This is a genomic window from Kitasatospora sp. NBC_01246 (assembly GCF_036226505.1).
In the GTDB taxonomy this organism is placed as follows: domain Bacteria; phylum Actinomycetota; class Actinomycetes; order Streptomycetales; family Streptomycetaceae; genus Kitasatospora.
In genome coordinates, this window is sequence record NZ_CP108484.1 from 3,053,243 (window position 1) to 3,068,635 (window position 15,393).

Here is a 15,393-nt window from a genome sequence, read left to right on the forward strand (position 1 = left end):
CTCCAGAGTGCGGGGTTCCGGGGTTCATGGGCGAGGGCGGGGGCTACGGCCGCTTGGCGAAGCCGAGCGAGCGCCGCTTCTTGTAGCCCGGCCCGGACGAGGTCTCACGGGTCGTCCGGTAGCGGGCGAGCGTGCCCAGCCCGGGGCCGCCCTCGTCGTCACCGGCCGCGGCGGCCACCGGGTCGCGCCCGAAGCGGCGGCCGATCAGCATCACCGCCGGGACGACGAACGGCGCCAGCAGCAGGTCGTACAGCAGGGCGGTGAGCACCAGGCTGCCGAGGCCGACGTGGCGGGCGGCGGTGTCGCCGACCAGGGCGCCGACCATCGCGTACAGCAGGGTGGAGGCGACCGCCGCGGCGGCCACCACCAGCAGCGCGCTGGAGACCGAGCGCTGCCGGCCGTGGTCGGGGCGCAGCAGTCCGGCGGCGTAGCCCATCAGGCAGAGCACCAGCGCGTAGCGGCCGATCGCGTGGTCGGACGGCGGCGCGAGGTCGGCCAGCAGGCCGGCGGCGAAGCCCACCAGGCAGCCGCCGGTCGGCCCGTAGACCATCGCCAGGCCGACCACCACGAGGAGCAGTATGTCCGGTGTGGCGCCCGGGAGTTGGAGCCTGCCGAAGACGCTGACCTGAAGGATCAGACCGAGCAGGACGAGGACGGCGGTGACGGGGACGCGGGCGAGGCGCATGGTTCAGTTCCCCCCAGTGGTCTTGGCGGGCGGGGCGGCGGCGGCCGGGACGGCGGGCGCGGCCGGGGCCGGTGCCGCCGCCTGGCCCTGGGCGGCCGGGGCCGGCGGCAGGACGGCGTCGCGCGGGTCGGTGCGCGGCGGCACGACCACCACGCCGACCAGGTCGAGCCGGGTGAACTGGACGAAGGGCTCGACCAGGATCGTCTTGGTCAGCTGGCCCGGGGTCGCCTCGACCTGGACCACCTTGCCGACCGGGACTCCGGGCACGAACGGGCGGCCGCTCTGCGAGCCGAAGGTGACCAGCCGGTCGCCCTCCTTCACCTGGGCCTTGCCGTTCAGCAGGGAGACCTTCATCGCGCTGGTGCCGCCGCCGGAGGCGAAGCCGATCTCCCCGCTGCCCTCCAGCCGGGCCCCGGCGCTGAAGCCCGGGTCGGAGGCGAGCAGGACGGTGGAGGTGGTCGGGGCGACGGTGGTGATCCGGCCGACCAGGCCCTGGCCGTTGATCACCGTCATGTCCCGGGTGAGGCCGTCGTCACCGCCGGCGTCGATGGTGATGGTCCAGGAGAAGCCCTGCGCCGGCCCGATCGCGATCACCTGGGCGGCCTTGACGGTGTACCCGCCGGAGCCGGCGGTGCGCAGCAGGTCGTCGAGTTGCTTGGTGCGTCCGCCGGCCATGTCGGAGGAGGCCAGCTTCTGGCGCAGCTCGGTGTTCTCGCGGGCCAGCTGGTCGGTGCGGCCGCTGTGGCCGGTGGCGTCGCGGAAGGCGCGGACGGTGTCGGCCACCGGGTCGACCACCGTGGCGGCGCCGCGCTCGACCGGGCCGAGGACGCCTGCCGCGGCGCGCCGGGCGCCGCCGAGCGGCGAACTCTCGCCGCCCTTGATGTCCACGGTGATCAGCGCGAAGGCGACGGCCACCAGCAGGATGAGCAGCAGCCGGCTCTCTCGTGTGTCCCTCACGGTGCTGGTACTGCCCCTTCGTACCTGGCCGCCCACCCGGGCTGTGGGCCCGGGCGGGGGCCGTTCAGTTGACTACAAGGTCTGACGTTCCTGCTAACGGCGCGGCTGGGCGTCGAGTACCTGCTGGAGGGCCTCGAACTCCTCGACGCACTTGCCGGAGCCGAGCGCCACGGAGTCCAGCGGGTTCTCGGCGATGTGGATCGGCATGCCGGTCTCGCGGCGCAGCCGCTCGTCCAGGCCGCGCAGCAGGGCGCCGCCGCCGGTGAGCACGATGCCGCGGTCCATGACGTCGCCGGCGAGCTCGGGCGGGCACTGGTCGAGGGTGGTCTTGACCGCGTCGATGATCGAGTTGACCGGCTCGTCGATGGCCTCGCGGACCTCGGCCGCCGAGATGACGACGGTCTTGGGCAGGCCGCTGACCAGGTCGCGGCCGCGGATCTCGGCGTGCTCGTCCTTCTCGCCCTCCAGCGCGAAGGCGGAGCCGATGCTCATCTTGATCTGCTCGGCGCTGCGCTCGCCCAGGAGGAGCGAGTACTCCTTCTTGATGTGCTGGACGATCGCGTTGTCCAGCTCGTCGCCGGCCACCCGGATCGACTGCGCGGTGACGATGCCGCCGAGCGAGATCACGGCCACCTCGGTGGTGCCGCCGCCGATGTCGACCACCATGTTGCCGGTGGCCTCGTGGACCGGCAGGCCGGCGCCGATCGCGGCCGCCATCGGCTCCTCGATGATGTGCACCTGGCGCGCGCCGGCCTGCGAGGAGGCCTCGATCACGGCGCGGCGCTCGACCCCGGTGATGCCCGAGGGAACGCAGACCACGACGCGGGGGCGGGCCAGGTAGCGGCGGCGGTGGATCTTGAGGATGAAGTAGCGGAGCATCCGCTCGGTGATCTCGAAGTCGGCGATCACGCCGTCCTTGAGCGGGCGGATGGCGACGATGTTGCCGGGCGTGCGGCCGATCATCTTCTTGGCCTCGGCGCCGACCGCCAGGATGCCGCCGGTGTTGGTGTTGACCGCGACCACGGACGGCTCGTTGAGCACGATCCCCTTGCCCCTGACGTACACCAGCGTGTTGGCGGTTCCGAGGTCGATCGCCAGATCGCGGCCGATGAACGACAGGTTGGTTGCCATGGGGTGTAGGTGCCTTCCCGGGCTCGGAGTCATTGCGGGGGGTGGACGAGGGAGCGCGCCCACGGCTTGGGCGAAGACGAGCTGACCAGCCGTACCGGGCCCATGAGTCGCGTCCATCGTAGTCACGCCCGCCAGTACGGACGTCGACGTGGGGCATACCGTCCATTGTCCGGAGCGTGATCGCTTCTCCGAGCATTGGGACGCCGTGTCGGCGTCCCCAGTTCCCTATTTCACGATAAGAATGCCCCGGCCGGGCCAATGGTCCCGACCGGGGCACCCGAAGGTCCTGGGTGGTTCTCAGGCGTGCGTCGGGAAGAAGATCTTGATCTCGCGCTCGGCGGACTCCGTGGAGTCGGAGGCGTGGATCAGGTTCTCCCGGGTGATCGTCGCGTAGTCGCCGCGGATGGTGCCGGCACCGGCCTCCAGCGGGTTGGTCGCACCGGCCAGCATCCGGATGCCGGGGACGACCTCCTCGCCCTCGACGATCAGCGCGATCGACGGACCGGAGGTCATGAACTCCAGCAGCGGCTCGTAGAACGGGCGGCCGACGTGCTCCGCGTAGTGCTGCTCCAGCGTCGCCCGGTCGAAGGTCCGCAGCTCGACGGCGGCGAGCCGCCAGCCGGCCTTGCGCTCGATGCGGCTGATGATCTCGCCGGCCAGGCCGCGCTTGACGGCGTCGGGCTTGAGCAGGACGAGAGTGCGCTGGGACACGGTGCGTCTCCTGGGAATTCGGTTCGGCGCGCACCCGGTTCGCGGTGCGGAGTGCGACTACCGCAGAGGTTACCTTGCGTGAGCAGCGGGCCTTGGGCGAGCCCGGGCCCTATGCCGCCGGGACCGCGCCGGCCGCGCGGGCGGCCTTGAACTCGTCGATCTTCCGGCCGTAGTGCACCGAGCACCACCAGAGTCCGGCGAAGACCACGCCCAGGCCGAACATGGTCGGCAGGATGAAGCCGCTGGCGATCAGGCCGAGCTGGAGCACCCAGCCGATCGCGACCGCGCCGGGGCGGGTGATCATGCCGCAGAGCAGCACGCACAGCGCCATCGCGATGCCCGTCACGGTCCACACGGTGGCGGTCGGCACGTCGGACAGCTGCATGGCCACCAGCCCGGCGAAGAGCGCCAGCAGCGCCTCGCCGATCAGCGTCGAGGAACAGAGCGTCCTCATCGTCACTTCCTCCCGAGCAGCAGGCGGGCCTCGCCCACCGTGATGACCGAACCGGTGACCAGCACCCCGGCGCCGCCGAGGTCCCCGTCCTCCTCGGCGAGGGTGACGGCGGCGGCGATGGCGTCGTCGAGCCGGGGCTCGACCTGGACGCGGTCCTCGCCGAAGACCTCGACCGCGAGCGCGGCCAGCGCGTCCGCGTCCATCGCGCGGTGGGTGGAGTTCTGGGTGATGACGACCTCGGCCAGGATCGGCTCGAAGGCCTCCAGCAGGCCGGCCACGTCCTTGTCGCCGCTGGTGCCGATCACGCCGACGAGCCGGGTGAAGCCGAAGGACTCGCCGATCGCGGCCACCGTGGCGCGCGCGCCGTCCGGGTTGTGCGCGGCGTCCAGGACGATGGTCGGGCTGCGGCGGACGACCTCCAGGCGGCCCGGCGAGGCGACGCCGGAGAACGCCTGCCGCACCTTGTCCGCGTCCAGCTGCCCGCCGCGCGCGCCGCCGACACCGAAGAAGGCCTCGACCGCCGCGAGCGCGAGCGCCGCGTTCTGCGCCTGGTGGGCGCCGTGCAGCGGGAGGAAGACGTCCGTGTACTCCTCGCCGCCGAGCCCGCGCAGCGTCACCAGCTGGCCCCCGATGGCGACCTCACGGCGGATCACCCCGAACTCCATGCCCTCGCGGGCCACCGTCGCGTCCACCTCGACGGCGCGCCGCAGGATGTTCTGGGCGGCGTCCAGCTGCTGCTGGGCGACGACCGCGATGGAGCCCGGCTTGATGATCCCGGACTTCTCGACCGCGATCTCGCCGGTGGTCTCGCCCAGCTTGTCGGTGTGGTCCAGCGAGATCGGGGCGATCACCGCGACGGCGGCGTCGATCACGTTGGTGGCGTCCCAGGAGCCGCCCATGCCGACCTCGATCACGCCGACGTCCACCGGGGCGTCGGCGAAGGCCGCGTAGGCCATGCCGGTCAGCACCTCGAAGAAGGACATCGCGACCGGCTCGCGCTCGTCGACCATCCGGACGTAGGGCTCGATGTCCCGGTAGACCTCGACGAACCGCTCGGGGGTGATCGGGGCGCCGTCCAGGCTGATCCGCTCGGTGACGGACTCCACGTGCGGGCTGGTGTAGCGGCCGGTGCGCAGCTCGAAGGTGTTGAGCAGCTGCTCGACCATCCGCGCGGTGGAGGTCTTGCCGTTGGTGCCGGTGATGTGGATCGAGGGGAAGGACCGCTGGGGCTGGCCCAGGATGTCCATCAGCGCCTCGATCCGGTCGAGCGAGGGCTCCAGCTTGTTCTCCGGCCAGCGCTTGGAGAGTTCCACCTCGACGTCGCGCAGGGCGTCGCCGGAGCCGTCGTCGGCGGGGCGGAGGGTGTACGGGTTCGGGTCGGCCTTGTCGCTCACGAGCACAGTCTACGGAGCGGCGTCGCGCGCTCCCGACGGGGTGAGAACCACCACTTTGCCCTGACTTTCCGATTCACCCGATTTACTATTGATTCAGCGAGTTCAGACGGCAATGAAGCATCGATTCGCACCCCAGGGAGACGCATCACCTTTGATCACCAGGAGGACAGTCCCATGCCCGACGCCCTGCGCGAGTCGTTCCTGGTCCATCGGAGCGGTGTCGTCCAGCTCGCCGAGCTGCTGTCGCTGGTGCTCCTCGCCTACATGGTCCTGGTGTTCGGCCGCTTCCTCCTCTACTGGGCCGGCTCCCGGCACGCCTTCCGGCACGACCGGCCCGCCGAGCCGGGCGATCCGGCCGCCTTCCAGTGGCACCTGCTGATCCCCTGCCGGGACGAGGAGGCCGTCGTCACCCAGACCCTCGCCGGGCTGCGCGCCGCCGCCCCCGAGGCGCACCTGTGGGTGATCGACGACGACAGTGAGGACCGCACCCGCGAGCTGGTCCTGGCCGCCGCGGAGCGGGACGACCGGATCCACCTCGTCCAGCGCCGCCGTCCGCACGCGCGGATCGGCAAGGGCGCCGCGCTCAACGCCGCCTACCGGAGCGTCGACGCCTGGCTGCCCGAGGACGCCGACCGCGCCCGGGTGATCATCGGCGTCGTCGACGCCGACGGCGAGCTGGAGCCCGGCACCCTGGGCCTGGTCTGCTCCGAACACGCGCTGGCCCGCCCCGACACCGGCGCCGTGCAGATCGGCGTCCGGATGCGCAACGCGGACGACGAACGGCCGCTGCCCGGCCGCGGCCGGACCGCCAACGCGCTGGCCCGCGCGCTGGTCCGGATGCAGGACGTCGAGTTCCAGGCCAACAACGCCGGCATGCAGCTGCTGCGCCGGCGCACCGGCAGCGTCGGTCTCGGCGGAAACGGCCAGTTCGTCCGGCTCACCGCGCTGGACTCGCTCACCGCCGACGAAGGCCGCGAGGGCCGCCCCTGGCCGGAGCGGGCCCTCCTGGAGGACTACGAGTCCGGTCTCGAACTGCGGCTGGCCGGGTGGCGGTTGACCCACGTGACGGAGGCCCGGGTGTCCCAGGAGGGGCTGGTCTCGCTCCGCCGCCTCCTCACCCAGCGCACCCGGTGGGCCCAGGGCAACATGCAGTGCCTGCGCTACACCGGGCGGGTGCTGCGCTCGCCGCACTACCGCTGGGCCGGCAAGGCCGAGGTGCTGTACACCTTCCTGCAGCCGGTGGTCTGCGTGCTGCTGGTGGTGCTCACCCCGCTGTCGCTCGGGATCACGGCCGCCGGACTGGCGCTGTTCCCCGAGGACACCGTCGACTTCCAGGCCCGGTTCGGGCCGCTGATGGCCGCCGCCTTCGTGATCGCGACGCTGCCGATGGTGCTCTGGGGCTTCGCCTACCGCCGGCGCGTGCACCCCGACCGGAGCCGGCTCACCGGCCTGCTCTGGGGCGTCCTGGTCTGGCTCTACGCCTACCACCTGTTCCTGGTCGCCACCCGGGCCGCCGTCCGCCTGCTGCTCGGCCGCAACGGCTGGGCCAAGACCAGGCGCAACGCCGAGAAGGTCGCGGTGGGCGCCCCCACCGCCCTCGAAACCTGAGCCGCGCCCGCTCCGCCCTCCACCCGCTTCCGCCTCGACATCCTCGACATCCTCGACGCCCTCGATGCCCGCAGGCGATCCCGCCGTCCCGCCCAGACCCGTCCGGAGTTCCACCGTGTCCCCGTGCCTTCCCCCGCTGCCGCCCGCCAGTGTCGCCGTCGTCCTCGGCACCCGCCCCGAGCTGGTCAAGCTCGCCCCGCTGATCCACGAGCTCGGCGCCGCGACCCGGCTGGTGCACACCGGCCAGCACTGGGACGAGGCGCTGTCCGGCCGCTTCCTGCGCGACCTCGACCTGCCCCGGCCGGAGCTGCTGACCGGGGTCGGCGGCCGCCCGCGGGCCGGCCAGATCGCCCAGTCGCTCGGCCAGCTGGACGCCGCCTTCGCCGAGGACCGGCCCGCCGCCGTCGTCGTCCAGGGCGACACCAACGCCACCCTGGCCGGCGCGCTGGCCGCCAACGCCCGGGAGATCCCGCTGGTGCACGTCGAGGCCGGGCTGCGCAGCTTCGACCGGGCGATGCCCGAGGAGCACAACCGGGTGATGGTCGACCACGTCTCCGACCTGCTCTGCGCCGCCACCGCGGAGAACGCGGCCAACCTGCGCGCCGAGTCGCTGGACGAGGAACGGATCACCGTCACCGGCAACACCGTCGTCGAGGTGGTCCACCGCCGGCTGCCCGACCGGGCCGCCCGGACCGCGCTGCTGGCCTCGCACGGGCTGGAGCCGGACGGCTACGTCCTGGCCACCGTGCACCGACCGGAGAACACCGACAGCGCCGAGGCCCTGGGCGCCGTCCTCGCCGAACTGGACCGGATCGCCCGGGCCGGCACCCCCGTCCTGTTCCCGATGCACCCGCGGACCGCGGCCGCCGTCGAGCGGTTCGCGCTGGACGGCCTGCTGGAGCGGATCGCCGTGACCGCGCCGGTCGGGTACGCGGAGTTCCTGGGCCTGGCCCGGCACGCGGCACTGCTGGTCTCCGACTCCGGCGGGGTCCAGGAGGAGTGCACCGTACTCGGCCGCCCGCTGCTGGTGGTGCGCCGCTCCACCGAACGCCCGGAGGCCGTCGACGCGGGGTTCGCCGCCCTGGTCGCCCCCGGCGAGGAGCTCGGCGGCCTGGCCCGGACCTGGCTGGCCGACACCCCCGAGCGGCTCGCCCGGCTGGCGGCCACCCCGAGCCCGTACGGGGACGGCCTGGCCTCCGCCCGGATCGCCCGGCTCACGGCAGGGCTCGCCGCGCGCTCGGAGCCCGCCGCCGCCTGACGCCCGGACAGGCACTCTTGACAGCCGGATTGGTCTACTCCACCTTGTGAGGGCAAGTCTCCTCCCCCGACAGGGACTTGAGTTGTCGGTAGCTCCCGCACCAGCGACAGCCGGACGGCTCTCCCCCACGTGAGCCGACGGTCTCCCCCCACAGGAGATGGAGTCATGCCACCTGCCCGACACCGGCGCGCCCGCGTCGTCCACACCCTGCTCGCCGGCGCCTCGGCGATCGCCCTGGGCCTGAGCGGCCTGGTCGTCGCCACCAGCGCCTCCGGCGCGGCGACCGCCGACGTCGACGTGATCGACAACGGCGGCTTCGAGGCGGCCGACCACCTCGGCCACTGGACCTGTCCGTCCGGCGCCGCCGCGGACACCGCCACCGTCCACTCCGGCTCGTACGCGCTGCGCGCCACCCCGGGCTCGGGCGACACCGGCGAGTGCACCCAGACCGTCACCGTGAAGCCCTCGTCCACGTACGCCCTGAGCGCCTGGGTGCAGGGCTCCTACGTCTACCTGGGTGCCCGCGGCACCGGCGGCACCGACCCCGGCACCTGGACCAACTCGGCGGGCTGGTCCAAGCTCTCCACCACCTTCACCACCGGGGCCGCCACCACCAGCGTCACGGTCTACCTGCACGGCTGGTACGGCCAGCCCTCCTACCTGGCCGACGACGTCTCACTGATCGGGCCGGGCGACCCGAAGCCCACCCCGACCGGGACCGCGACCCCCACCGCGACGCCGACCCCGACCCCGACCACGACCCCGACGCCCACCGGGACTCCGACGGTCACCCCGACCGTCACGCCGACCCGGCCGGGGCTGCCCAAGCACCTGCTCACCGGCTACTGGCAGAACTTCGACAACACCGCCACGGTGCAGCGGATCAGCGACGTCCCGGCCGCGTACGACATCATCGCGGTCTCCTTCGCGGACGCCACCGGCACGCCCGGGGGCCTGAGCTTCACCCTGGACCCGGCCCTGTCGGCCAAGCTCGGCGGCTACACCGACGCGCAGTTCAAGTCCGACATCGCGGCCAAGAAGGCGGCCGGCAAGAAGGTGGTGCTCTCGATCGGCGGCCAGAACGGCACCGTCTCGGTGAACAGCTCCGCCTCGGCCACAACCTTCGCCAACACCGCCTGGGCCCTGATGCAGAGCTACGGCTTCGACGGGATCGACATCGACCTGGAGAACGGCGTCAGCGCCACCTACATGGGCCAGGCCCTGCACGCGCTGGCGGCGAAGGCGGGCAGCGGGTTCGTCCTCACCATGGCGCCGCAGACCATCGACATGCAGTCGACCGGGATGGAGTACTTCAAGCTGGCGCTGAACGTGAAGGACATCCTCACCATCGTCAACATGCAGTACTACAACTCCGGCGCGATGCTCGGCTGCGACGGGCAGGTGTACTCCCAGGGCAGCGTCAACTTCCTGACCGCGCTCGCCTGCATCCAGCTCAAGGGCGGGCTGCGGCCCGACCAGGTCGGGCTCGGGGTGCCCGCGTCAACCAGCGCGGCGGGCGGCGGGTACGTCAGCCCGTCCGTGGTGAACAACGCCCTGGACTGCCTGGCCGCCGGCACCAACTGCGGGAGCTTCAAGCCCGACACCAAGTGGCCCGGCATCGGCGGGGCGATGACCTGGTCGACCAACTGGGACGCCAAGGCCGGCGGCGGCATCGCCGGCACCGTCGGCTCGCACCTGCACGCGATGCCGTAGGCGCGGCCCCCTGGGTCCGGGCCGGGTCTCAGACCCCGGCCCGGGCCTCCGGGATCTCGGGGCAGGGGCCGCAGTGCCGGCGCCGCAGTTCGGCGGTGATCTCGGCCAGCTCGCCCTCGGGCAGCAGCGGCAGCATCATGGCGACGCCCTGGAGCAGGCCGCCGAGCAGGAAGGTGGTGTCGGCGGTGGCGGCCACCAGGCCGCGCACCTCGGTCACCTCGCCCGCCGCCACCGCCTCGATCAGGCGGGCCGCGTCGGCGGTGTCCTCGTCCACCGCCACCGCACCGCAGTCGGCCGGGGCGCGACGGGCCATCGCGTGCAGCACCCGGTCACCCACCTCGGGCGCGTACGCCTTGCGGACCGCCTCGGCGGCGATCCAGGCCAGCAGGGTGGTCACCTCGCGCTCCGCGTGCTCCTCGAAGAGCCGGTCCAGCGCGTGGTCGAAGGCGAGCTGGTTCCCGTGCCGGAACGCGAGCAGCAGCGTCGCCGCCCTGCCCTTGGCCTCCTGGACCGCTTCCACCGGCAGTTCGTCGGCCAACTTCTCGGTCACCATCACGCCATGCCCTCCCGTCGGTCGTCGGCTGGCGAAACTCCGTCACACCGTACACAGCCGACCTGCAAACTTCCGCGAACCCGCGCGGGCAAGACCGGAATGAATTCGGGCGGAATAGGACTTCACCCGGTCCATGATGAATATTCGCCGGAACAGAGCAATGGCACTGGGCTATTAGAGGGCCCATTTCACCGTTCGGCCGGAGCGGTCGGCCGGAGCGCTCCCACCGCCCCGGCCGGCGCCCGGCCGAAAGCCCGCGCGAACGCCGAGGGGCCGCACTCCGCGTCGGCGGAGTGCGGCCCCTGGTGAGCCGGCCGGTCAGGCCTGCGGCAGCGCCGCGAGCTGAGCGGTGATCCGGACGATGTCGGCCTCGGCGGCCTCCTGACGGGTCCGGATCTTGGCGACCACGTCGTCCGGCGCCTTGGCGAGGAACGCCTCGTTGCCGAGCTTGCCGGCCGTCTGGGCCTTCTCCTTCTCGGCGGCCGCGAGGTCCTTGGCGAGGCGCTTGCGCTCCGCCGCGACGTCGATGGTGCCGGAGAGGTCCAGCAGCACGGTCGCGCCCGCGACCGGGAGCGAGGCGGTGGCCGAGAAGCCCTCCTCGGGAGCGGTCAGCCGCAGCAGCGAGCGGATCGCGTCCTCGTGGACGGCCAGCACGGTACCGGCCACCTCCAGCCGGGCCGGGACCCGCTGACCCGGCTTCAGGCCCTGGTCGGTGCGGAAGCGCCGGACCTCGGTGACCACCTGCTGGAGCGTGGCGATCTCGGCCTCGGCCGCCGCGTCGCGGTAGCCGCTGTCCGCCGGCCAGTCGGCGATGACCACCGACTCGGCGCCGGTGAGCGTCGTCCACAGGGTCTCGGTGACGAACGGGACGATCGGGTGGAGCAGCCGCAGCGTGACGTCCAGGACCTCGCCGAGCACCCGGCGCGCGGCGTCGGCCTGCGGGCCGCCCTTGGCGAGGGTGGTCTTGGAGAGCTCGACGTACCAGTCGAAGACCTCGTCCCAGGCGAAGTGGTAGAGCGCCTCGGACAGCTTGGAGAACTGGTAGTCCTCGTAGAGCGCGTCCACCTCGGCGACCGTGCTGTTCAGCCGGGACAGGATCCAGCGGTCGGCCGCGGTCAGCTCCTCCGGCGCGGGCAGCGGGCCCTCGACGGTGGCGCCGTTCATCAGCGCGAAGCGGGTGGCGTTCCAGATCTTGTTGGCGAAGTTGCGGGCCGCCTGGACCCAGTCCTCGCCGATCGGGACGTCGACGCCCGGGTTGGCGCCGCGGGCCAGCGTGAAGCGCAGCGCGTCGGAGCCGTACTTGTCCATCCAGTCCAGCGGGTTCACCACGTTGCCGAAGGACTTCGACATCTTCTTGCCGTTCTGGTCACGGACCATGCCGTGCAGCGCGATGGTGTGGAACGGCGGGGTGCCGTCCATCGCGTAGAGGCCGAACATCATCATCCGGGCGACCCAGAAGAAGAGGATGTCGTAGCCGGTCACCAGGACGGCGTTCGGGTAGAACTTCGCCAGGCTGTCGGTCTGCTCGGGCCAGCCGAGGGTGGAGAAGGGCCACAGGCCGGAGGAGAACCAGGTGTCCAGGACGTCGGTGTCCTGGTGCCAGCCCTCACCGGTCGGCGGCTGCTCGTCCGGGCCGACGCAGACGATCTCGCCGGCCGGGCCGTACCAGACCGGGATCCGGTGGCCCCACCAGAGCTGGCGCGAGATGCACCAGTCGTGGAGGTTGTCGACCCAGTCGAAGTAGCGCTTCTCCATCTCCTGCGGGTGGATCTTGACCTTGCCGTCGCGGACCGCGTCGCCCGCGGCCTGGGCGAGCGGGCCGACCTTGACCCACCACTGCATGGACAGCCGCGGTTCGATGGTGGTCTTGCAGCGCGAGCAGTGGCCGACCGAGTGGACGTACGGCCGCTTCTCCGCCACGATCCGGCCCTCGGCGCGCAGCGCGCCGACGATGGCCGAGCGGGCCTCCAGCCGGTCCAGGCCCTGGAACGGGCCGTGCACGGTGATGACCGCGTGCTCGTCCATGACGGCGATCGACGGCAGGCCGTGGCGCTGGCCGATCTCGAAGTCGTTCGGGTCGTGGGCCGGCGTCACCTTGACGGCGCCGGTGCCGAACTCCGGGTCGACGTGGGCGTCGGCGACGACCGGGATGCGGCGGCCGGTCAGCGGCAGCTCGATCTCGGTGCCGACCAGGTGGCGGTAGCGCTCGTCCTCCGGGTGGACCGCGACGGCGGTGTCGCCGAGCATCGTCTCGGCCCGGGTGGTGGCGACGACGATCGAGGCGTCGCCCTCGCCGTAGCGGATGGAGACGAGCTCGCCGTCGTCGTCCTGGTACTCCACCTCGATGTCCGAGATCGCGGTGAGGCAGCGCGGGCACCAGTTGATGATGCGCTCGGCGCGGTAGATCAGCTCGTCGTCGAAGAGCTTCTTGAAGATGGTCTGGACGGCCTGGGAGAGTCCCTCGTCCATGGTGAAGCGCTCGCGGGACCAGTCCACGCCGTCGCCGAGGCGGCGCATCTGACCGGAGATCTGGCCGCCGGACTCCGCCTTCCACTGCCAGACCCGGTCGACGAAGGCCTCCCGGCCGAGGTCGTGGCGGGACTTGCCCTCCTTGGCCAGCTCGCGCTCGACGACGTTCTGGGTGGCGATGCCGGCGTGGTCCATGCCGGGCTGCCAGAGGGCCTCGTAGCCCTGCATCCGCTTGCGGCGGACGAGGGCGTCGATCAGCGTGTGCTCGAAGGCGTGGCCCAGGTGGAGGCTGCCCGTGACGTTCGGCGGCGGGATGACGATGGTGTACGGGGGCTTGTCGCTCTTGGCGTCGGCCGTGAAGTAACCGCGCTCTACCCAGCGCTCGTACAGCTCGCCCTCTACGTCCGCCGGGGCGTAGGTCGTCGGGAGGGTGGCTGCGTCGTCCCCGGCGTGAGTGCTCACGGGGCGCTGGTTCGTGGTGTCGGTCACGACGCACAGTTTACGTACCTGGGGACGTGGGTTACGAACCGCTTTCGGTCCGGGCCCCTCGCGCCCGGCCCGGGCGGGCCGTCGGCCCTGTGCGATAACGTGCCCGCACAATCGTCCGGTCCTTGGTAGGGACACGGAGGACTTCATCACGACAGGCCGCGGGTGCGGCGGGGGAGCACAGGCAGATGTACGGCCAGGGTCAGCAGTATCCGCAGGGTCAGCCGCAGCCGTACGGGGCACCGCAGCCCTACGGCGCACCGCAGCCGCAGCCGCCCTACGGCCAGCCGCCGCAGCAGTACGGCTATCCGCAGCAGGGGACCCCGGCCCCGCAGTACGGCGCGCCCCAGCCCCCGTACGGCGCCCCGCAGCCGCCCTACGGCGCGGCGGCGCCGCAGGCCCCGTACGGCGCGCCCGGCTACCCGGTCGCGCCGCCGCCGAAGAAGAGCAGGGCCGGGCTGGTGGTCGGTCTGGTGATCGGGGCCCTGGTGCTGGGCGGCGGCGGCTTCGGCCTCTACAAGGTCCTCGGCGGGGACACCGGCGGGAAGTACAAGATCACCGCCGCCCAGTCGCTGCCGGACGGCTACACCCAGAAGTCCGCCAAGGAGCAGGCCGCCGACCCGAGCAAGGCCGAGACCTCCAAGCTCGGCACCGACCTGCACGTGCTGGTCGCCAGCTACGCCAAGGGCGCGGACCCGCTGGACACCATCAGCGTGATCGGCGTCTACGGGAACCTCGACGACCCGGACAAGATCATGAAGGACTCCGAGAAGCCCGGTGAGGGCGGCAGCTGGACCACCCCGCTGGCGGAGTTCCCGGCCCAGGACAGCCACAACTCCTCGGCCAAGCTCTCCTGCGGCGTCTACGGCGTGCTCGGCGGCAAGTCGCAGTCCACCGTCTGCATCTGGGCCGACAAGTCGACCACGGCCCGGGTCTCCTTCCTGAAGGCCAGCCTCACCGGCGCCGCCCAGACCGCGCTCACCCCGGCCCAGGCCGCCGAGAAGACCCGGGCGATCCGCTCCGCCATGGTCGTCGCCAAGTAGCCCCGGCGCCGCTCACCCTCACACCTGCCACCCGGCTCCGGGTGGGAGTGCGTCACGTCCGCCGTCCCGTCCCCTCCCGTCCCCAGAAAGGGCCATCGTGACCGATCAGACCCCGTACGGAGCCCCGCCGCCGCCCGCCGGACAGCCCCAGGGCGGCGCTCCCGTGCCGCCCCAGCCCGGCTACGGCGCGACGCCCCCGCCGCCCCCGGCCGACCAGGCCTGGGGCGCCGTCCCGCCGCAGGGCACGCCGCCCGGCTTCCCGCCGGCGGAGGGCCAGCCCGGCTACCCGGGCTACGGCGCGTACGCCCCGGTTCCGCCGCGCAAGTCCCGCAAGACGCTCTGGATCCTGCTCGGCGTGTTCGTCGGCGTGCTGGCGCTGATCGGCGGCGGTCTCGCCTACTTCGTCTTCGACGTGACGTCCAACGCGGGCACCCAGAAGATCGTCCTGCCGGCCACCTTCAAGGACCTCACGAAGGACACCGACAACGAGATCGCGGACGCGATGGAGAAGGAGATCACCTCCGAGTTCGGCAAGGGCGACGGCGCCTGGAACCCGACCGGCGTCAGCGCCGTCTACCAGGACTCCTCGGAGGAGCCCCAGCTCATCGTGGTCGGCGGCTACGGCAAGGTGCTGCTCCCGAAGCAGGAGCTGGACGCCATGTTCAAGGGCTTCTCGTCCGGCGGCCCCGCCGTCACCGACCGGCACGCGGTCGACGCCGGCTCCAAGGGCGGCACCATGGAGTGCGCCAAGGCCACCCAGTCCGGCACCGACCTGGGCATCTGCGCCTGGGCCGACAACAGCACCCTGGTGCTGCTGATGCAGGCGCCCGAGGACGGCAAGGCGCCGGACCTGGAGAAGCTCGCGGCCGACGCCCGCGACCTGCGCGCGGTCGCCGAGGTGGCGAAGTAACCTCCTCCGCCCGCGGCGCGG

General features: G+C 72.3%; 13 protein-coding genes. 5 read left to right on the forward strand and 8 right to left on the reverse strand.

The features are described 5' to 3' along the window. Window positions 1–43: 43 nt before the first annotated feature. The 6 genes from mreD to folC form a co-directional block, all read right to left on the reverse strand. Window positions 44–685 carry a rod shape-determining protein MreD gene (gene mreD, locus OG618_RS13350; protein ID WP_329487629.1) on the reverse strand — a complete coding sequence of 214 codons (642 nt, stop codon included), beginning with the start codon at window positions 683–685 and terminating at the stop codon, window positions 44–46. A 3-nt stretch (window positions 686–688) separates the two neighbouring features. Further along, window positions 689–1,642 (reverse strand): rod shape-determining protein MreC, encoded by a 954-nt coding sequence (mreC, locus tag OG618_RS13355; RefSeq protein ID WP_329487630.1) that lies wholly within the window; start codon window positions 1,640–1,642, stop codon window positions 689–691. 93 nt (window positions 1,643–1,735) lie between these two features. Further along, window positions 1,736–2,761 carry a rod shape-determining protein gene (locus OG618_RS13360; protein ID WP_305067939.1) on the reverse strand — a complete coding sequence of 342 codons (1,026 nt, stop codon included), beginning with the start codon at window positions 2,759–2,761 and terminating at the stop codon, window positions 1,736–1,738. A gap of 309 nt (window positions 2,762–3,070) precedes the next feature. Beyond that, a complete protein-coding gene (gene ndk, locus OG618_RS13365) occupies window positions 3,071–3,484 on the reverse strand; it encodes a nucleoside-diphosphate kinase (RefSeq protein ID WP_329487631.1) in 414 nt (137 codons plus the stop codon). Between the two features lie 109 nt (window positions 3,485–3,593). Then, on the reverse strand, window positions 3,594–3,938 hold the full coding sequence (locus OG618_RS13370) for a DUF4233 domain-containing protein (protein WP_329487632.1): 345 nt from the start codon (window positions 3,936–3,938) through the stop codon (window positions 3,594–3,596). Between the two features lie 2 nt (window positions 3,939–3,940). After that, window positions 3,941–5,332: a bifunctional tetrahydrofolate synthase/dihydrofolate synthase gene (gene folC, locus OG618_RS13375; RefSeq protein ID WP_329487633.1), complete on the reverse strand. Its 1,392-nt coding sequence runs from the start codon at window positions 5,330–5,332 to the stop codon at window positions 3,941–3,943. 174 nt (window positions 5,333–5,506) lie between these two features. Between folC and OG618_RS13380 the strand changes: the two genes are divergently transcribed. From OG618_RS13380 to OG618_RS13390, 3 genes are all read left to right on the forward strand, one after another. Then, complete coding sequence (locus OG618_RS13380; RefSeq protein WP_329487634.1) at window positions 5,507–6,940, forward strand: glycosyltransferase family 2 protein; 1,434 nt, start codon at window positions 5,507–5,509, stop codon at window positions 6,938–6,940. A gap of 115 nt (window positions 6,941–7,055) precedes the next feature. Beyond that, complete coding sequence (wecB, locus tag OG618_RS13385) at window positions 7,056–8,198, forward strand: non-hydrolyzing UDP-N-acetylglucosamine 2-epimerase (protein ID WP_329487635.1); 1,143 nt, start codon at window positions 7,056–7,058, stop codon at window positions 8,196–8,198. A gap of 165 nt (window positions 8,199–8,363) precedes the next feature. Further along, window positions 8,364–9,911 (forward strand): chitinase, encoded by a 1,548-nt coding sequence (locus tag OG618_RS13390; RefSeq protein ID WP_329487636.1) that lies wholly within the window; start codon window positions 8,364–8,366, stop codon window positions 9,909–9,911. A gap of 28 nt (window positions 9,912–9,939) precedes the next feature. Here OG618_RS13390 and OG618_RS13395 read toward each other — a convergent pair whose 3' ends face one another. Both OG618_RS13395 and OG618_RS13400 read right to left on the reverse strand, forming a co-directional pair. Beyond that, window positions 9,940–10,467 (reverse strand): hypothetical protein, encoded by a 528-nt coding sequence (locus tag OG618_RS13395; RefSeq protein ID WP_329487637.1) that lies wholly within the window; start codon window positions 10,465–10,467, stop codon window positions 9,940–9,942. Between the two features lie 315 nt (window positions 10,468–10,782). Then, on the reverse strand, window positions 10,783–13,395 hold the full coding sequence (locus tag OG618_RS13400) for a valine--tRNA ligase (protein ID WP_329492098.1): 2,613 nt from the start codon (window positions 13,393–13,395) through the stop codon (window positions 10,783–10,785). A 212-nt stretch (window positions 13,396–13,607) separates the two neighbouring features. Between OG618_RS13400 and OG618_RS13405 the strand changes: the two genes are divergently transcribed. Both OG618_RS13405 and OG618_RS13410 read left to right on the forward strand, forming a co-directional pair. Then, window positions 13,608–14,462 carry a hypothetical protein gene (locus tag OG618_RS13405; RefSeq protein WP_329487638.1) on the forward strand — a complete coding sequence of 285 codons (855 nt, stop codon included), beginning with the start codon at window positions 13,608–13,610 and terminating at the stop codon, window positions 14,460–14,462. A gap of 97 nt (window positions 14,463–14,559) precedes the next feature. After that, the gene (locus OG618_RS13410; RefSeq protein WP_329487639.1) at window positions 14,560–15,372 is read left to right on the forward strand and encodes a hypothetical protein; all 813 of its coding nucleotides are present in this window, start codon (window positions 14,560–14,562) and stop codon (window positions 15,370–15,372) included. Window positions 15,373–15,393: the final 21 nt, after the last annotated feature.